Origin of the sequence: Paracoccus sp. NSM (assembly GCF_052379855.1) — a bacterium.
Taxonomy (GTDB): domain Bacteria; phylum Pseudomonadota; class Alphaproteobacteria; order Rhodobacterales; family Rhodobacteraceae; genus Paracoccus.
This window is the reverse complement of record NZ_JBQTCG010000001.1, coordinates 58038-75974: the sequence shown is the minus strand read 5'-3', so window position 1 is coordinate 75974 and position 17937 is coordinate 58038. Positions and strand designations below refer to the sequence as shown.

19 protein-coding genes are annotated in these 17937 nt (G+C 68.4%); 14 read left to right on the top strand and 5 right to left on the bottom strand.

Annotation, left to right across the window (positions count from 1 at the left end):
* The first annotated feature begins 47 nt into the window (after nt 1-47).
* The 5 genes from ACTZWU_RS00395 (at nt 48) to ACTZWU_RS00375 (ending at nt 4635) form a co-directional block, all read left to right on the top strand.
* Nucleotides 48-479 (top strand): hypothetical protein, encoded by a 432-nt coding sequence (locus tag ACTZWU_RS00395; RefSeq protein WP_444735370.1) that lies wholly within the window; start codon nt 48-50, stop codon nt 477-479.
* A gap of 79 nt (nt 480-558) precedes the next feature.
* Nucleotides 559-1764 carry an MFS transporter gene (locus tag ACTZWU_RS00390; protein ID WP_444735369.1) on the top strand — a complete coding sequence of 402 codons (1206 nt, stop codon included), beginning with the start codon at nt 559-561 and terminating at the stop codon, nt 1762-1764.
* The gene (locus ACTZWU_RS00385) at nt 1745-2788 is read left to right on the top strand and encodes a glycosyltransferase family 4 protein (protein WP_444735368.1); all 1044 of its coding nucleotides are present in this window, start codon (nt 1745-1747) and stop codon (nt 2786-2788) included. The genes ACTZWU_RS00390 and ACTZWU_RS00385 overlap by 20 nt, the downstream gene beginning before the upstream one ends.
* The gene (locus ACTZWU_RS00380; protein WP_444735367.1) at nt 2785-3399 is read left to right on the top strand and encodes a glycosyltransferase family 29 protein; all 615 of its coding nucleotides are present in this window, start codon (nt 2785-2787) and stop codon (nt 3397-3399) included. The genes ACTZWU_RS00385 and ACTZWU_RS00380 overlap by 4 nt, the downstream gene beginning before the upstream one ends.
* Before the next feature lie 213 nt (nt 3400-3612).
* The gene (locus ACTZWU_RS00375) at nt 3613-4635 is read left to right on the top strand and encodes an aspartate-semialdehyde dehydrogenase (protein ID WP_444735366.1); all 1023 of its coding nucleotides are present in this window, start codon (nt 3613-3615) and stop codon (nt 4633-4635) included.
* An 81-nt stretch (nt 4636-4716) separates the two neighbouring features.
* Here the strand turns inward: ACTZWU_RS00375 and ACTZWU_RS00370 are convergent, their stop codons facing one another.
* Nucleotides 4717-6114 (bottom strand): phosphomannomutase, encoded by a 1398-nt coding sequence (locus ACTZWU_RS00370; protein WP_444735365.1) that lies wholly within the window; start codon nt 6112-6114, stop codon nt 4717-4719.
* Nucleotides 6115-6255: 141 nt separating this feature from the next.
* On the opposite strand from ACTZWU_RS00370, the gene ACTZWU_RS00365 reads away from it, so the two are divergent.
* From ACTZWU_RS00365 to ACTZWU_RS00340, 6 genes are read left to right on the top strand one after another with little or no spacing between them, the layout of a single operon-like run.
* Complete coding sequence (locus ACTZWU_RS00365; protein WP_444735364.1) at nt 6256-6657, top strand: ketosteroid isomerase-related protein; 402 nt, start codon at nt 6256-6258, stop codon at nt 6655-6657.
* On the top strand, nt 6654-7238 hold the full coding sequence (locus ACTZWU_RS00360; protein WP_444735363.1) for a GNAT family N-acetyltransferase: 585 nt from the start codon (nt 6654-6656) through the stop codon (nt 7236-7238). The genes ACTZWU_RS00365 and ACTZWU_RS00360 overlap by 4 nt, the downstream gene beginning before the upstream one ends.
* Entirely contained in the window at nt 7238-8110 is an 873-nt protein-coding gene (locus tag ACTZWU_RS00355; protein ID WP_444735874.1) for a carbon-nitrogen hydrolase family protein, read from the top strand. Before ACTZWU_RS00360 ends, ACTZWU_RS00355 begins: the two co-directional genes overlap by 1 nt.
* Before the next feature lie 56 nt (nt 8111-8166).
* A complete protein-coding gene (arfB, locus tag ACTZWU_RS00350; RefSeq protein WP_444735362.1) occupies nt 8167-8589 on the top strand; it encodes an alternative ribosome rescue aminoacyl-tRNA hydrolase ArfB in 423 nt (140 codons plus the stop codon).
* Entirely contained in the window at nt 8586-9041 is a 456-nt protein-coding gene (locus ACTZWU_RS00345) for an NUDIX hydrolase (RefSeq protein ID WP_444735361.1), read from the top strand. The genes arfB and ACTZWU_RS00345 overlap by 4 nt, the downstream gene beginning before the upstream one ends.
* Nucleotides 9034-10482: an inorganic phosphate transporter gene (locus ACTZWU_RS00340; RefSeq protein WP_444735360.1), complete on the top strand. Its 1449-nt coding sequence runs from the start codon at nt 9034-9036 to the stop codon at nt 10480-10482. Before ACTZWU_RS00345 ends, ACTZWU_RS00340 begins: the two co-directional genes overlap by 8 nt.
* A 3-nt stretch (nt 10483-10485) precedes the next feature.
* On the opposite strand, the gene ACTZWU_RS00335 is transcribed toward ACTZWU_RS00340, so the two are convergent.
* From ACTZWU_RS00335 to ACTZWU_RS00325, 3 genes are all read right to left on the bottom strand, one after another.
* On the bottom strand, nt 10486-11217 hold the full coding sequence (locus tag ACTZWU_RS00335; protein WP_444735359.1) for a metallophosphoesterase: 732 nt from the start codon (nt 11215-11217) through the stop codon (nt 10486-10488).
* Nucleotides 11218-11271: 54 nt separating this feature from the next.
* Nucleotides 11272-12861 (bottom strand): phosphoglycerate dehydrogenase, encoded by a 1590-nt coding sequence (serA, locus tag ACTZWU_RS00330; RefSeq protein ID WP_444735358.1) that lies wholly within the window; start codon nt 12859-12861, stop codon nt 11272-11274.
* Between the two features lie 115 nt (nt 12862-12976).
* Nucleotides 12977-14122 (bottom strand): phosphoserine transaminase, encoded by a 1146-nt coding sequence (locus ACTZWU_RS00325; RefSeq protein ID WP_444735357.1) that lies wholly within the window; start codon nt 14120-14122, stop codon nt 12977-12979.
* 144 nt (nt 14123-14266) lie between these two features.
* On the opposite strand from ACTZWU_RS00325, the gene serB reads away from it, so the two are divergent.
* Entirely contained in the window at nt 14267-15145 is an 879-nt protein-coding gene (serB, locus tag ACTZWU_RS00320) for a phosphoserine phosphatase SerB (RefSeq protein WP_444735356.1), read from the top strand.
* Nucleotides 15146-15246: 101 nt separating this feature from the next.
* Entirely contained in the window at nt 15247-16005 is a 759-nt protein-coding gene (locus tag ACTZWU_RS00315; RefSeq protein ID WP_444735355.1) for a TSUP family transporter, read from the top strand.
* Between the two features lie 127 nt (nt 16006-16132).
* On the opposite strand, the gene ACTZWU_RS00310 is transcribed toward ACTZWU_RS00315, so the two are convergent.
* Nucleotides 16133-17119 carry an asparaginase gene (locus ACTZWU_RS00310; RefSeq protein ID WP_444735354.1) on the bottom strand — a complete coding sequence of 329 codons (987 nt, stop codon included), beginning with the start codon at nt 17117-17119 and terminating at the stop codon, nt 16133-16135.
* A 196-nt stretch (nt 17120-17315) separates the two neighbouring features.
* On the opposite strand from ACTZWU_RS00310, the gene ACTZWU_RS00305 reads away from it, so the two are divergent.
* Nucleotides 17316-17837, top strand: coding sequence for an invasion associated locus B family protein (locus ACTZWU_RS00305; protein WP_444735353.1), 522 nt, complete (start codon nt 17316-17318; stop codon nt 17835-17837).
* The last annotated feature ends 100 nt before the right edge of the window (nt 17838-17937 follow it).

Here is a 17937-nt window from a genome sequence, read left to right as displayed (position 1 = left end):
CGCAAGGCGACCTTGCGACCCGCACCGACCGCGAAGGGGGACATGCGATGAAGAGCTGGGATGCGATCATGCTGGGAACCGTGCTGGCCGGAGGGCTGCTTCTGGCCGGGCAGGCCCTGTCGCAGGGCGCCGACGGCGTGCCGGGCGACCGTCTGGTCGTGCCGCTGCCCGATGTCTCGACCCTGTCGGACGAGGCCGCCCGCGACCTGACCCGCGAACTGGCCGAGGCGAACGTGATCAGCGACAACTGCCCCGAATACGCCGTCAGCGATGGCGAATGGCAGCTGCTGAACGGCACCTCGGACCGGCTGATCGCGCGGCTGGGGCTGGACCCGCTGACCTTCGACCGCGAATATTTCCGCCCCGCCTACAGCGTGATGGACGACCCGCAGGCCTGCGCCACGCGCGGCCCGGCCCTGACGCCCCTGATCGAGCGGCTTGAAGCCATGGGCGGCGCCACCAGACCCGCCGAGGGCTGACGTCCCTTCGGCCGGAAATTGCACATCTTGCAGCTTTCCGCTCCTTGGCGCAGCTTGCGGCCGGGGAACGGAGGACCACATGCCACTCGTCACGGCCGGAATCGTCAGCCTCGTGCTGGCCTACATGCTCAGCCAGTTCTATCGCGCCTTTCTGGCGGTGATGTCGCCGGTGCTGCAGGACCAGCTGGGCGCCACCCCGGGCGATCTGGCGCTGTCCTCGGGCCTGTGGTTCATCGCCTTCGCGCTGATGCAGATCCCCGTCGGGCAGGCGCTTGACCGCTTCGGCCCGCGCCGCACCTGCGCCCTGATGCTGGCCGTGGGCGGCGGCGGAGGCGCGACGGTCTTCGCCCTGGCCACCGCGCCCTGGCACCTGCATGTCGCGCTGACGCTGCTGGGCATCGGCTGCGCGCCGGTGCTGATGGCGTCCTACTACATCCTTGCGCGCGAATACCCGGCCTCGGCCTTCGGAACGCTGGCGGGGGCGGTGGTGGGCTTCGGCTCGCTGGGCAACATCCTCGGCGCCGCGCCGCTGGTCTGGGTGATCGAGGCGATCGACTGGCGCCCGACGCTGTGGCTGCTGGTCGCGATCACGCTGGGCGTGGCGCTGATGATCGCGCGGACGGTGCGCGACCCGGCGCGGCTGGGCGACGACCAGCCCAAGGGCTCGCTGCGTGAAATCCTCGCCCTGCGCGCGCTGTGGTTCATCCTGCCGCTTCTGGCGGTGAACTACGCGGCGGCGGGGGCGATTCGCGGCCTCTGGGCGGCGCCCTGGCTGGATCAGGTCTTTGCCGCCGATGCGCGCACGATCGGCAATGCGACGCTGGCGATGGGTCTGGCGATGGTGCTGGGCAATTTCCTCGTCGGTCCCGCCGCGCGGGTCATCGGCAGCCTGCGCCGCACGATCCTGCTGTTCACCGCCGCCACGATCGCGGTGATGGCGGCGATGTGGCTCGTGCCGCAGCCCAGCCTTGGCCTTGCGGTGACGCTTCTGGCGCTGGTCGGTGTCTCGGGCGCGGCCTATCCGCTGCTGATGGCGCATGGCCGGTCCTTTCTGCCGCCGCATCTGGTGGGGCGGGGCGTGACCTTCCTCAACATGTTCTCGATCGGAGGCGTCGGGGCGATGCAGTTCGCCTCTCGTCCGGTTTATTACGCGTCCGAGGCGGCCTATCCCCCCGCGCAGGCTTTCTCTATGCTGTGGCTGTTCTTCCTGATCCCGCTGGTGATCGGGTTCCTTCTGTACTTCCGCACCCCCGAGGCCCGCCCGGATGCCCGACCCGACGCCTGATCCGCTGATCGTCGCCCCCAACCTGAAACGCCGCCTGTCGGGCGTCACCGCGACGGTTGTGCGGCTGATCCCGGTGCAGGCGCGCATGATCGCCATCGCCGCGACCGGGCCGGGCCTGCCGCCCGAGATACCCCATATCCCGCTGACCCGCGCCGCCACGATGCCGCGCGACCGCTGGCGGGTCTGGCACGCGCGGCGCAACACCGAAATGGCGCTTGGCCTGATCCTGCGCCATGTGCTGCGGCGCAAATACCGGCTGCTGTTCACCTCCGCCGCGCAGCGCAGGCACACGGGCTTTACCCGCTGGCTGATCCGCCAGCAGGACGCGCTGGTGGCGACCTCGCCGCAGGCCGCCAGCTATCTGGAACGTCCCGCGCAGGTGGTCCTGCACGGCGTCGATACGCAGGTGTTCCAGCCCGCCCCCGACCGCGCCGCCCTGCGCCGCGAACTGGGCCTTGACCCCGACGCGCTGCTGATCGGCTGCTTCGGCCGCATTCGCGCGCAGAAGGGCATCGACCTTCTGGTGCAGGCGGGGCTGGACCTGCTGCCCGACCGCCCGCGCGCGCAGATCCTGATGACGGGCCGCATCACGCAGGACCAGCAGGGCTTTGCCGACGACCTCAAGGCGCGGATCGCGCAGGCCGGTCTGACCGACCGCATCCGCTTTCTGGGCGAACTCCCCTGGGATCAGGTCGTGCGCCATTATCAGGCGCTGGACCTGTTCACCGCCCCCGCCCGGTGGGAGGGGTTCGGCCTCACCCCGCTCGAGGCGATGGCCTGCGGCGTGCCGACCGTCGCCGCCCGCGTCGGCGCCTACGAGACGCTGATCCGCGACGGCCAGACCGGCAGCCTGATCCCGCCGGGCGACGCCCCCGCGCTGACGGCGGCTCTGGCGCGCTGGCTGGATGACGACGCCGCCCGCGCGCAGGCCGGTCAGGCCGCCCGCGCCCATGTCACCGCCAACCACGCCATCGAGGGCGAGGCGCAGGCGCTGGTGGACCTCTACCGCCGGATGCTGGCGTGACGCGGCTGGGCTTTCTGCTCGCGCGCAGCCTGCGGGCCGAGGCTCCTCTGGCCGCCCTCTCGATCCCGCAACCCGACCTGCTGTCGGCGCTGGCGGGCCGCCATGTCGCGCTGATCGGCAATGCCCGCGCGCTGGCGGAAACCGCGCATGGCCCGGCCATCGACGCCGCCGATCTGGTCATCCGCATCAACCGCGCGCCGATGCCGGGAGCTGCCAGCCACGGCACCCGCACCGACTGGCTGGCGCTGGCCACGCGGCTTGGCGATGCCGACCGCGCAAGGCTGGACCCGGCGCGCATCCTCTGGATGTCGCCCAAGCGCAAGCGGCTGGACTGGCGCAGCGCGACCTCGCCCGGCTTCTACCTGCACCCGCAGGCCGACCATCGCGCGCTGGCCGCCCGCCTTGGCGCGCCGCCCACGACCGGCGCGCTGATGATCAACCTGTGCCTGCGCGCGCCCTTGGCGTCGCTGACGCTTTACGGGTTCGACTTCTTCGCCAGCCTCTCGCTGTCGGGGCGGCGCAGCGCCGCGCAGGTGCCGCATGATTTCGGGGCCGAGGGCGCATGGGTCCGCACTATGGCCGCATCCGATCCCCGCCTGCGCCTGACCTGAGCCCCAAGCGCAACGTTCGCAAGCGGTGTACATCCGGTGTACGCCCTGTGCATCCCCGGTGGACGGGCGGTGCGGCCATTTTTCCCGACATTTCAAGGCCCGCCCTGCCACACGGCGCAAGAGTGTTGCGCGGGATGCCACGCAACGCGCACTGGCGTTGCGCGCGGTTTTGCGCTAAACGCCCCCGACCGCAGGAAAAGGAGTCCCCCCGAAATGGGTTACAAAGTCGTCGTCGCTGGCGCCACGGGCAATGTGGGCCGCGAAATGCTGAACATCCTGGCCGAGCGCCAGTTCCCGGTGGATGAAATCGCCGTGCTGGCCTCGCGCCGCAGCCAGGGAACCGAGGTCAGCTTTGGCGACAAGACCCTGAAAATTCAGGATATCGAGCAATTCGATTTCGCTGGATGGGACATGGCGCTGTTCGCCATCGGCTCGGACGCGACCAAGCTGCACGCCCCCCGCGCGGCGGCGGCGGGCTGCGTCGTGATCGACAATTCCTCGCTCTATCGCTACGATCCGCAGATCCCGCTGATCGTCCCCGAGGTGAACCCCGAGGCCGTCCACGACTACAAGAACAAGATGATCATCGCGAACCCCAACTGCTCGACCGCGCAGATGGTGGTGGCGCTGAAGCCGCTGCATGACCGCGCCCGCATCAAACGCGTGGTTGTCTCGACCTATCAATCGGTTAGCGGCGCTGGCAAGGATGGCATGGACGAGCTGTGGGACCAGACCAAGGGCATGTATGTGCCGGGTCAAGAGGTCGCGCCGAAGAAGTTCCAGAAGCAGATCGCCTTCAACGTCATTCCCCAGATCGACGTCTTCATGGAAGACGGCACGACCAAGGAAGAATGGAAGATGGTGGTCGAGACCAAGAAGATCATGGACCCCGCGATCAAGGTCACCGCGACCTGCGTGCGCGTCCCGGTCTTCGTCGGCCATTCCGAATCGATCAACATCGAGTTCGAGGATTTCCTGGACGAGGACGAGGCCCGCGACATCCTGCGCGAGGCCCCCGGCATCCTGGTCATCGACAAGCGCGAGCCCGGCGGCTACGTCACGCCCATCGAATGCGTGGGCGATTACGCGACCTTCATCAGCCGCATCCGTCAGGACAGCACGGTCGAGAACGGCCTGAACCTCTGGTGCGTCAGCGACAACCTGCGCAAGGGCGCGGCGCTGAACGCGGTGCAGATCGCGGAATTGCTGGGCAACAAGGTCCTGAAAAAGGGCTGATCCGTCAGACCCTTGAATGAAAGAACCGCCCGCGCCCCGAAAGGCGCGGGCGGTTTTCGTTTCCGCCTATGGCGTCCGATGTCAGGCGGCCTCGCCCTTCAGCAGGGCGGCCAGCTCGGCCTGTTTCTCGGCCACCAGCGCGGCATCGCCATCTGCCTCGACATTCAGGCGCACGACCGGCTCGGTGTTCGATTTCCGCAGGTTGAAGCGCCAGTTCCCGAAATTCAGCGACACGCCGTCCAGATCGTCGCGGCTGTCGGCGCGCGATTCATAGGCGCCGATCACACGCCCGATCGCCGCGTCGGGATCGTCGATGTGATAGTTCGTCTCGCCCGAGGACGGGTAAAGCCGCATCCGTTCCGACAGCAGTTCCGCCAGCGTCTTGCCCTTGCGCGACAGCAATTCCACCATCAGCAGCCAGGGGATCATGCCGCTGTCGCAATAGTAGAAATCGCGGAAATAATGGTGGGCCGACATCTCGCCGCCATAGATCGCGCCGACATCGCGCATCTTGCGCTTGATGAAGGCGTGGCCGGTCTTGCTGACCACGGCCTCGCCGCCCGCCTCGCCGATCATGGCGCGGGTGTTCATGATGACGCGCGGGTCATGCACGATCTTCTCGCCCGGCGACTTTTCCAGGAACGCGGCGCCCAGAAGGCCCACGATATATTCGCCCGGAATGAAGCGGCCATCCTCGTCAAAGAAGAAGCAGCGGTCGAAATCGCCGTCCCAGGCGACGCCCAGATCGGCGTCCTGCGCCTTGACCTCGGCCACGGTGGGGGGCTGGTTCTCGGGCAGAAGCGGGTTCGGGATGCCGTTCGGGAAGCTGCTGTCCACATTGTGGTGCATCCGCACGAAGGTCAGCGGCGCGCCGCGACGCTGCAACTCGGCGGCGATGGCGTCAAAGGTCGGCCCGGCGGTGCCGTTGCCGGCATTCACCACGATCTTCATCGGCTTCAGCGCCGCGACATCGACGAAATCGGCCATCCGCGACGCATATTCGGCGCGGGCATGGCTGAAATCGGTCACGCTGCCCTTGGTGGCGGGGGCAAAATCGCCCGAGGTCGCCAGTTCGACGATGGGCGGCAGTTCGGTCGCCGGGTCCAGCGGCGCCGAGCCGCGACCCACGATCTTCATGCCGTTGTAATTGATCGGATTATGCGAGGCCGTGACCTCGATCCCGCCATCGGTGTCGTGAAAGCCGGTGTGGAAATAGACCTCTTCGGTGCCGGCCAGACCCAGATCCAGCACATCCGCGCCGCCATCGGTCAGACCCGCGATCAGCGCCTTGGCCAGTTCCGGCGAGCTTTCGCGGCTGTCGCGGCCCACCACCACGCGCTTGGCGGCGCGGGCCTGCGCAAAGGCGCGACCGATGCGATAGGCCACGTCAGGGTCGAGGTTCTTGCCCAATTCTCCGCGCACGTCATATGCCTTGAAGCAGGTGATCTCGCGCCTGCCCATCTGATCCTGTCCGCTCATCGGGAACCTCCTCGCTGGTCAATGGACACTAGCGCTAACAGCTTCACTCAAGATTGCAAGGCGTCTGGTCCTTCCCCCTTAAGGCCGAGGTGACGCCTGCGCGAATCGCCGCTAGGGTCCCCGCAAAAGAAGGAGGTCCCGATGGACAGCAAGGCCCTGATCACCGCCTATTACGACGCCTTCAACGCAGGCCAGACCGACCGGATGCTGGACATGCTGCATGACGAGATCGAGCATCACGTGAACGAGGGCCAGATCCGCAAGGGGCGCGACCTGTTCGCGGCCTTCAACGCCCATATGACCCGCTGCTACCGCGAGACGCTGACCGACATCGTCGTCTTTGCCAACGAGGCGGGCGACCGCGCGGCGGCGGAATTCGTGGTGAACGGCACCTATCTGGAAACCGACGAGGGGTTGCCCCCCGCCAATGGCCAGACCTATCGTCTGCCCGCGGGCGCGTTCTTCACCATCCGCGACGGCCGCATCGCGCGGGTGACGACCTATTACAACCTGGCCGACTGGGTCCGGCAGGTCGGCGGATGAGCGTCACGACCCGCGTCCTGACAGGCCCGGCGCTGGTCGAGGCACTGGACGATGTGGCCCGCCTGCGGATCGCGGTCTTCCGCGATTTCCCCTATCTCTATGACGGGTCGCTGGACTACGAGCGCGATTACCTGCGCGCCTATCTGTCGCCCGGCGCGGTGGTGGTCGTGGCGCTGGATGACGGGCGCATCGTGGGCGCTGCGACCGGCGCGCCGATGGCCGATCACGCCGCCGATTTCGCCGCCGCCTTCGCGGACCGCCCCGAGCCTCTGGACCTGATCTTCTACTGCGCGGAATCGGTGCTGCTGGCCGATTATCGCGGGCAGGGGCTGGGCCACGCCTTCTTTGACGCGCGCGAGGCCCATGCCCGAACGCTTGGCGCGCGCTGGTCGGCCTTCTGCAGCGTGATCCGGCCTGCCGATCACCCCGCCCGGCCCGCCGACTACCGCCCGCTGGACGGGTTCTGGACCCGGCGCGGCTATCAGCCCTTGCTGGGCGTCGTCGCGCAGTTTTCCTGGCGCGACCTGGACCAGCCCGCGGACACGACGAAAGACCTGCAATTCTGGATGCGCCCGCTATGATCCGCATTGCCGCTGCCGCCTATCCCGTCGAGTTCATGCCCGATTTCGACGCCTATGCCCGCAAGCTGTCGGAATGGGTGGCCTCGGCGGATGCCGACCTGCTGGTCTTTCCCGAATATGCCGCGATGGAGCTGGCCTCGCTTGGCGGGCCGGCCGTCGCCGCCGATCTTCAGGCCAGCCTGCACGAGGTCGCCCGCCACTGGCAGGCCATCGAGGCGCTGCACCTGCAACTGGCGGCGCGGCATGGCTGTCACATTCTGGGCGGCTCGGGGCCGGTCTTTGAAGGCGCGGACCGGCCCTTCAACCGGACGGTTCTTTACGGACCGCAGGGGCGGATCGGCCATCAGGACAAGCAGATCATGACCCGGTTCGAGCGCGAGGAATGGCATGTCGCCGGCGCGCCGGGCCTGCGCGTCTTTGACACCGCGCTTGGCCGCATCGGCATCCTGATCTGCTATGACAGCGAGTTTCCGCTGCTGGGCCGCGCCCTGGCCGAGGCGGGGGCCGAGATCCTGCTGGTGCCCAGCTGCACCGACACGGTGGCGGGCTTCAACCGCGTGCGGATCGGCGCCATGGCGCGCGCGCTGGAAAGCCAATGCGTCGTGGTGCAGGCACCGACCGTGGGCGCGTGCGACTGGATGCCCGCTTTGGACGAGAACCGGGGCCGCGCCGCGATCTACGGACCGCCCGACGGGTTCTGGCCCGAGACCGGCATCATCGCCGAAGGCGCGATGGACGAACCCGGCTGGGTCCGCGCCGACATCGACCCCGCCCGCATCCGCCGAAGCCGGACCGAGGGCGCCGTCCTGCCCTTTGCCCACTGGCCCGAGCAGGAAGCCTGCCGCGTCCTGCGCCAGATGCCGGAGAATTAACCCCAGATTCGCAAAAAGCGCTTTAACTGTGATTCGTGGGCGCCATATCTTCGGGCATGCTTCACGTCACGGATCAAATCGCGATAGCGGAATGGGAATTGTCAGAACAATTCACCCGGTCTCAGGGGCCGGGCGGGCAGAATGTGAACAAGGTCGAGACCGCCGTCGAATTGCGGTTCGAGGCTGCGCGTTCTCCGAACCTGCCCGACCCCGTCAAGCGGCGTCTGCAGCGTCTGGCCGGTCGCCGCTGGACGCAGGACGGCGCCGTCGTGATCCTTGCGCAGGAAACTCGCAGCCAGGCCCGCAACCGCGAAATCGCGCGCGAAAGGCTGGCGGAACTGATCCGGCAGGCCGCGGTTCAACCCAAGCGCCGCATCGCCACGCGGCCCACCTTGGGCAGTCAGCGCCGCAGGCTCAAGGCCAAGGCGGTGCGGGGTGACGTCAAGATGCTGCGCGGAAAGGTAAGCGACGAGGAATGAACGCATTGGCCCGCTCTCTCAGGCTGGTTCTTGGCCGCCGCCCCCCTGCGATCCAGGTCGGTGCGATCTGCCGTGATCCGGTCTCGGGGGACGTGGCGCTGGTGACCAGTCGCGGCACGGGTCGGTGGGTGATCCCGAAAGGATGGCCGATGGAGGGGCGCAGCCTCTCGGGGGCCGCCGCGCAAGAGGCCTGGGAAGAGGCCGGCATCCGCGGCCATGTCCACGACACCGAGCTGGGCCGCTATCGCTATGACAAGAAGCAGGACGAAGGCTTTGCCATCCCCGTCGAGATGCGCGTCTTCCTGCTGGACGTGACCGAGGCCGCCGAGGATTTCCCCGAAGCCCGCCAGCGCCGCCGCCGCTGGTTCACCCCCGAGGATGCCGCCCGCATGGTCGTCGAGCCGGGGCTGAAGCGTATCCTGCTGGCTCTGCCGCCGGATCATCGTGGCTGAGCCCCGTCCCGGCCGCAGGGGCGGGCGCTTTCGTATTCTGGACAAGGACCTGGGCCGCATCACCCATGCCGAGGCCGCGCAGCTTCACGCCATGCGCCCGGTCTGGCGACTGGGGCTGATGGTGCTGGCTTTCGTGGCCCTGATCCTGCTGGCGGTCGGGCTGTCGGGTGCGGGTGCGGCCTATGTCTGGCTGGGCGCCGGGCTGATCGTGGCGGCCTGGCTGGGGCTGGCGATCGGGTCGAACGACGTGGCGAACTCGCTTGGCCCGGCGGTCGGCGCGGGGGCCATCGGGCTGGTGCCGGGCCTGGTCCTCGTGGCCCTGGCCGAGGTCGCGGGCGCGGTCCTTGCAGGGGGCGCGGTGGCGCAGCGTCTGGCGGGCGGCATCGTCGATCCCGCCGTGCTGGAGGCGTCGGGGACGGGCGCGCTGGTCATGCTGGCGGCCCTGACCGGGGCGGCCTGCTGGATCACGCTGGCCACAGGGATCGGCCTGCCGGTCAGCACCTCGCATTCCATCGTCGGCGGCATCGCGGGCGCGGGAACGGCGGCCTACGGGTTCTCGGGTGTGGACTGGGGCTCGATCGGGCGGATCGCCCTGACATGGGTGGCGGCGCCGGTCCTGGCGGGGCTGCTGGCCGGGGCGCTGGTGATCCTGTTGCGACGCAAGGTGCTTGAGGCGCCGGACCGTGCCCGTGCCGCCCGCCTTTGGCTGCCAGGGCTGGTCGGGCTGATGTGCGGGCTGTTCACCATCTATCTGACGCGGCTTCTGGATCTGGATCGCGGCGGGGCGGGGCTTGCGCTGGCGGCGCTGGCGGGGGGCATCGGCTGGATCACCACCCGTCGCGGCGTGACGGCCGAGGTCGCGCGTGGCGGCAAGGCGGGCGCCAAGACGCTGTTGCGCCCTGCACTGCTGGTCTCATTGCTGATCATGGGCTTCGCGCATGGCGCCAACGATGTCGGCAATGTCGCGGGGCCGCTCTCGGTCATTCTGGGCGGTGCCCGGACCGGCGGCTACGGCATGGTGCCGGGCGCGGTCCTGCTGGCGGCGGGGATGACGATCGCGCTTGGCACGATGCTGTTCGGGGCGCGGCTGGTCAGCATGGTCGGCAGCGGCATCACCCGGCTGAATGCGGGCCGCGCCTTCTGCGTGACGCTGGCAACGGCCATTGTGGTGATCGCGGCCTCGGGCTCGGGGCTGCCGGTCTCGACGACCCATGTCGCGGTGGGCGGCGTCTTTGGCGTGGGCTTCGCCCGCGAATGGCAGGACCGCCGTCGCCGTGAAGCGGCGCGCCCCGACCTGCCCGAGGAGGAACAGAGCCGCCGACGCCTGATCCGCCGCAGCCATGTTGCCACGATCCTTGCCGCCTGGGCGGTCACGCTGCCGGTGACGGCGCTGCTGGGGGGCTCGGCGTCCTGGCTGATGCTGCTTCTGTCGGGGGCCTGAGCCTCAGCCCGTCATTTCGGGCACCAGCGGCACGCGGCCCTTGCCGGTCAGCAGATGCGCGCCCCGAGGCTCGATCACGGCGGCGCAGAGCGGACGGCCATAGCCCGCCCCGCCATCGAGGTTCAGCCGGTTGCCATGATGCGCGGCGCTGTCCAACGCGGTATGGCCATGCACGACCAGTGGCCCGAAATCGGCATCGCTGTCCAGAAAACCCTGTCGGATCCAGACAAGGTCCTGCTCGGCCTGATCCAGCAAGCCGACGCCCGGCCTGATCCCGGCATGGACGACCAGCGCCAGCGGATGCAGGTGCCAAAGGGGCAGGGTGGCCAGAAAGCGCGCATGGTCGGGGGGCACGGCGCGCCGCACCTCGCGCAGCAGGGCTTCGCGGTCCAGACCGGGATCGACCCCGTAGGATGCCAGCGTCTGGGCCGCGCCCAGACCGGGATGGTCGATCCAGTGCTGCCCCGAGCTCAGCCCCGGATCGATCCAGTCGGGCCGTTCCAGAAACGCGGGCAGAAAGCGGTCGTGATTGCCGCGCACGACGATCCAGTTCCGGCCGGCATCGCGGCCCCGCATCAGATGCTCGACCACGCCGCGCGAATCCGGGCCCCGGTCGATCAGATCGCCCACATGCGCGATGACGGCGTCATGGCCTGCTTCGGTCTGGATGCGGTCATGGGCCTCCAGCAGCTTGTCCAGCTGTCCGTGGATGTCGCCGATGGCGTAAAGCCGCATGCCGCCCCCATTCGTCTGTGCCGCGCCCCTAGATGACGGGGCGCGGCGCCAAGGTCAAACCTCGAATTGCAGCCGGCGGGCCTGCTGGAACTTGCCGGTATTCTCCAGCGCGGCCAGCGCCTCGTCGCTGATCGCCTCGTCCAGATAGAGGATCGCGATCGCGTCCCCGCCATTGGCCGCCCGGCCCAGGGTGAAGTTCGCGATGTTCACCCCCAGATTGCCCAGGATCGAGCCAAGCGCACCGATCACGCCCGGCACGTCCTTGTTGCGGGTGTAAAGCATGTGCGCGCCCACCTCGGCATCGACATTGATGCCGCGGATCTGGATGAAGCGCGGCTTGCCGTCGCTGAACACCGTCCCCGCGATGGACCGTTCGCGCGTCTCGGTCACGCAGGTCACCTTGACGTAACCCTCGAAGACGCCCGCCTTGTCCTGCGTGGTGGTCGAGACCTGCACGCCGCGCTCCTTGGCCATGACCGGGGCCGAGACCATGTTCACATCCGGGTTCGTCGCCTGCATCACGCCCGCGATCACGGCCGCGTTCAGCGCGTTCAGGTTCATCTCGGACACGACGCCGTCGTAAAGCACGTTGATCGCCTTGATCGGCTCGTCGGTCATCTGGCCGACAAAGGCGCCCAGATGCCCGGCCAGCTTGATCCAGGGACCCATCACGGCGGCCTCCTCGGCGGTGACCGAGGGCATGTTCAGCGCGTTCTGCACGGCACCGGTCAGCAGGTAATCCGACATCTGTTCGGCGACCTGCAGGGCGACGTTCTCCTGCGCCTCGGTGGTCGAGGCACCCAGATGCGGCGTCACCACCACATTGGGCAGGTTGAAGAGCGGGCTTTCCGTCGCGGGCTCGACGGCGAAGACGTCAAAGGCCGCCCCGGCCACGCGGCCCTCTTTCAGGGCCTCGGCCAGCGCCTCCTCGTCCACCAGACCGCCGCGGGCGCAGTTGATGATCCGCACGCCGGGCTTAAGCTTGGCGATGGCCTCGCGCGACAGGATGTTCTTGGTCTTTTCGGTCAGTGGCACGTGGAAGGTGATGAAATCGGCCTTGGCCAGCAGGTCGTCAAGTTCCACCTTGGTGACGCCGATCTCCTTGGCGCGCTCTTCCGACAGGAAGGGATCATAGGCCAGCACCTTCATGTGCAGCCCAAGCGCCCGGTCGATCACGATCGAACCGATATTGCCCGCCCCGATCACGCCAAGGGTCTTGTTGAACAGCTCGACCCCCATGAAGCGGTTCTTCTCCCACTTCCCGGCATGGGTGGAAACGCTGGCCTCCGGCAGCTGACGCGCGACCGCGAACATCATGGCGATGGCGTGCTCGGCGGTGGTCACGCTGTTGCCAAAGGGCGTGTTCATCACGATGACGCCCTTCTTGCTGGCGGCGGGGATGTCCACATTGTCCACCCCGATGCCCGCGCGCCCGATCACCTTCAGGTTCGTGGCGCCCTCCAGCAGCTTTTCCGTCACCTTGGTCGCGGACCGGATGGCCAGCCCGTCATACTGCCCGATCACCTCGGCCAGCTTCTCCTTGTCCTTGCCCAGATCGGGCAGGTAATCCACCTCGACGCCGCGATCGCGAAAGATCTGGACGGCGGTTTCGGACAGCTTGTCAGACACAAGAACCTTAGGCATGGGATTCATCCTTGTCATGCGGCATCCGGGCACAGCCTCGCGGACGCCTTGTTTCTTCTTCAGAGAAATATCCTGCGGGGGGTCCGGGGGGCGCAAAGCCCCCCGGCCTCTCGGATCACTGCGCGGCCAGCTCGGCGCGATAGGCCCACTCGACCCACGGCATCAGCGCGGCCACATCGGCGGTCTCGACCGTCGATCCGCACCAGATCCGCAGCCCTGCAGGCGCGTCACGATAGGCGCCGGCATCCAACGCCACGCCTTCCTTCTCCAGCCGCTTGGCCACGGCCTTGGCAAAAGCCGCCCCGTCCTTGATGGCCGGATCGGTGAATTTCAGGCAGACGCTCGTCGTCGAGGCCGTCGCCGGGTCCTCGGCCAGATCCGCGATCCAGTCCTTGCCCGCGATGAAATCGCGCACCGCGGCGGCATTGGCATCCGCCCGCGCGATCAGCGCCGTGAGGCCGCCAAGCGACTGCGCCCATTTCAGCGCGACCAGATAATCCTCGACCGCCAGCATCGAGGGCGTGTTGATCGTCTCGCCCTTGAAGATGCCCTCGATCAGCTTGCCGCCCTTGGTCATGCGGAAGATCTTGGGCAGCGGCCAGGCGGGGGTGTAGGTCTCCAGCCGCTCGACGGCGCGCGGCGACAGGATCAGGACGCCATGCGCGCCCTCTCCGCCCAGCACCTTCTGCCAGCTGAATGTCACCACATCCAGCTTGTCCCAGGGCAGGTCCATGGCGAATGCCGCGCTGGTCGCGTCGCAGATGGTCAGGCCCGCGCGGTCCGCCGGGATCGCGTCGCCATTCGGCACGCGCACGCCGCTGGTGGTACCGTTCCAGGTGAATACGACGTCCTTGTCGAAATCGACCTGTGTCAGATCGACGATCCTGCCGTAATCCGCCTTGCGGACTGTGGCGTCCAGCTTCAGCTGCTTCACGGCATCCGTGACCCAGCCCTCGCCAAAGCTCTCCCAGGCCAGCATCTCGACGCCGCGCGCACCCAGCAGGCTCCACATCGCCATCTCGACCGCGCCCGTATCCGAGCCGGGAACGATGCCGATGCGGTAATCCGCCGGCACGGCCAGAACCTCACGCGTCAGGTCGATCGCCTCGGCCAGCTTCGCCTTGCCGACGGCGGCGCGATGCGACCGGCCCAAGGGCGCGTCTGACAGCATGTCCAGCGAATAATGGGGGATCTTGGCGCAGGGGCCCGAAGAAAAGCGCGGATTTTCCGGCCGCGCGGCCGGGATCGGATGATCGGTCATGTGGCTAGCCTTCCAGCTAAAAGCCCCTCGTTGGGGAGGGGTGTCCCACCGCCGCAAATAAGCCCGCCTCGGCTCTGGCGCAAGAAAAAACTTTGGCCTAGACCCGCGACAGGCCGACGGCCGTGCTGACAAAGGATGAAGCGCATGTTCACCCTCTCGCTGATCGCATCGCCCCGCGCCGCCAATCTAGACGCGGACCTGCCCGCGGGCCTTGCCGCGCGATGGGGCGCCCACGCGCCGCGCTGGCTGGCTCAGGGGATCGCGGCCGAATTCGACCTGCCGCAGGCACCTGCCGACATCGAGAACGTCTGGCAGGATCTTCAGGCCATCGGCATCGACATGGCGCTTCAGCACAAGGCGGGGCGGCGCAAGCGCATCCTGATCGCGGATATGGATTCGACCATGATCGAACAGGAATGCATCGACGAACTGGCCGATCTGGCGGGCGTGGGCCCGCGCGTCGCCGACATCACCGCCCGCGCGATGAATGGCGAACTGAACTTCCACGAGGCGCTGATCGAACGCGTCTCGCTGCTGGCGGGCCTGCCCGAAGCCACCATCGCCGAGGTGTTGGCCACCCGCATCACCCTGGCCCCGGGCGGCGCGGCCCTTGTCGCCACGATGCGCGCGAACGGCGCCCATGCGGCGCTTGTCTCGGGCGGCTTCACGTCCTTTACCGAATCGGTCGCCCGCCAACTGGGCTTCGATGAACACCGCGCCAACACGCTCCTGGCCGAAGAGGGCGTGCTGACCGGCCATGTCGCCCTGCCGGTGCTGGGCCGCGAGGCCAAGGTCGAGGCCCTGACCGACATCGCCGCCCGCCTCGGCACGACGACCGATGACGCGATCGCGGTCGGTGACGGCGCCAATGATCTGGGCATGATCCAGCTGGCCGGCACGGGCGTGGCGCTTCACGCCAAGCCCGCCGTGGCCGCGCAGGCCCAGATCCGCATCAATCACGGCGACCTCACCGCCCTTCTCTACCTTCAGGGCTACCACGCCGACGAATTCGTCGTCCCCTGACGGCCACAGCACGGCGGACAGGCTCTTTGCCTTGGTCCAAATATCCCGCGGGGGTGTGGGGGCGCGAAGCCCCCACGGCGCCCGGCCCCGGAAAGGCCACCATGCCCGAACTCACGCTCGACCTGATCCTTCTGCTTCTTGGCGCGGCCTTCGCGGCGGGCTTCGTCGATGCCATTGCGGGGGGCGGAGGGCTGATCACCCTGCCGGTCCTGATGCTGGCCGGGTTCTCGCCCGCGCAGGCGCTGGCCACGAACAAGGTGCAGGGCGCCTTTGGCGCGGCCACGGCAGCGATCAGCTATGCCGCGCGCGGGCTGGTCGATCTGCGCGCGCAATGGCGGCTGGCGCTGATCGCGGGGCTTGCAGGCGCGGCGGGGGCGGTTCTGATCAGCAGCGTGCCCACCGACGGGCTGCGGCTGGTCCTGCCGGTCGTGCTGATCGGGATCGCGCTGTTCTTCGCGCTGAAGCCCGGCCTGAACGATCTGGACCGCGTCCGCCGCATGGCGCCCTGGGCATTCGCCGCGTTCGCGGTGCCGTTGGTCGGCTTCTATGACGGGCTGATCGGGCCGGGGGCGGGGTCGTTCTACATGATCGCCTTCGTGACGCTGGCTGGCTACGGGGTGCTGAAGGCCACCGCGCATACCAAGCTGTTGAACTTCGCGTCGAATATCGGCGGGCTGATCGCCTTTGCGGTGGTGGGCCAGCCCCTGTGGCTGATTGGGCTGATGATGGGCGCGGCGCAGATTTTCGGTGCGGTGCTGGGCGCGCGGGCGGCGTCGAGGATCGGCGCGCGGCTGATCAAGCCGCTTCTGGTCGTCACCTCGACGGCGCTGGCGCTGCGGCTGATCTGGCAGATGATCTGAGCCCGGCTTCCGGCGCCGTCTCTGCCAAGGGGCGCCGGTCCTTGAGGCGGGTCGGGACAGTCAGGCGCGGGAGCGCCGCGCGCATCAAAACATCAAAGCGCGACGATTTCGTGACGCAGCGCAGCCGTCAGGCCGGAAAACCCGGCGCGCAGCGCAGATCGCCCGTCGCGATGCCGCGCCAGTTGCGGATCGGCTGCGGCAGGAAGCGCGCGATCACCGGATCATCGGCCGCCAGCGCGCCGACATGCCGCAGAAGCGCCGTGATCGCGGCCTCGCTGGCCCGCGTCGCCCCGTCCGAGATCTTCAGCGCGATCCCCAGCCCCTGCGCGGGCAGGATGGCCACGAACACGGCCTCGGCCCCGGTCTTCAGCGCGGCGCCGCCGCCGAAGGCGCGCATCAGCGTGGTGCAGGCCCGGCCTTCGCCCGCGACCATCTCAGGATAGGCGCGCATCGCATCGACCAGCCGCCGCATCGCCTGGCCGCGCCGGTCATCGCCCGGCGTCGCAAACGCCGCCATCGCGCGGCCCAGCCCCTCCAGCGTGCAGGCCCAGTTCGGGGCCGAGCAGCCGTCGATCCCGTAGCCGGGGCTGGTCTCGTCCGTGACCTCTTCGAAGGCGGCGCGGACGGCCTGCTGGACGGGGTGATCGACTGTCTCGTAATCCGGCCCGCCCTTGAGGTGCCGGTTCAGGGTCAGGAAACCCGCATGCTTGCCCGAGCAGTTGTTGTGGCACTGGCAGGGGGCCTCGTCCGAACAGGTCAGGCGGCGGTTCTCGTGGCGGTCCTGCGGCATGTGGCTGCCGCAGCGCAGGTCGTCATCGCCCAGGCCCAGCCCGGCCAGCCAGTCCTGCACGGCCTTCACATGGATGCGCGCGCCCGAATGGCTGGCGCAGGCCAGGGCCAGCTGACGGTCGGTCAGCCCCGCCGCATCGGCCGCGCCGCTTTCGATCAGGGGCAGCGCCTGGATCATCTTGCAGGAAGAACGCGGAAAGATGGTCGTGGCGGGGCGGCCCCAGGCCTCGATGACGCCCTGCCGGTCGCAGATGACCGCGTGGCCGGCATGGTGGCTCTCGCGCAGGTCGCCGCGCCAGAGTTCGATCAGGGTTGCTGCATTCATGGTCATCCTCGTGCCGGACCTGCTTTTGCGCTGTTCTCCCTGCCGGGCTGGCGGGGTGACAATTGCGCGATCATGCGAGGCCGGGCTTTCTTGGCGGTCGAATTTCGCTATCCTTACGGCAGATGGTTGAAAAGACCACGGCAATAAGGGAAAACGCCGGGCGAAACGGCGAAAGTGAATGGCAGGAGGCCAGAGCATGTTGACCACCACGCTGCGCGGACTGGGCGCCAGCCTCGTCCTGATCGCCGGGCTCGGGACGGCCATGGCGCAGGAATCCACGAATGTCGTCGCCACCGAGGGCGACTGGACGGTGTTCGCGGCGGATAATCCGCGGGAATGCTGGGCGGTCTCGCCGCCGCGCTCCAGCATTGCGACCCGCGACGGACAGACCGTCGAGGTGACGCGCGGCGATATCCGCCTGTATATCGCCTATCGCCCGGGCCAGAATGGCGAGGTGTCCTTTGCAGGCGGCTATCCCTTTGCCCCGGATTCGACGGTCGAGGTCGATGTGGGCGGGCGCAAGTTCAATCTGTTCACCGAAGGGGACAGCGCCTGGACCGGCGGTCCCGCGGATGACGAGGCGCTGGTCGCCGCGCTGCGCGCGGGGTCAAGCGCGGTCGTGACGGGTCGTTCGGCCCGCGGCAACACGACCAAGGACACGTTCAGCCTGGCCGGTGTGACGGCTGCCACCAACACGGCGCGGTCGCGCTGTCAGTGAGGCCGGGCAGGGGGGCGCTGCCCCCCGCCACCTGACGGTGGCTCCCCCCGGGATATTTCGGGCCAAGGCAAAGCGGCGGGCTGGTTGATTTCCGGCCCGC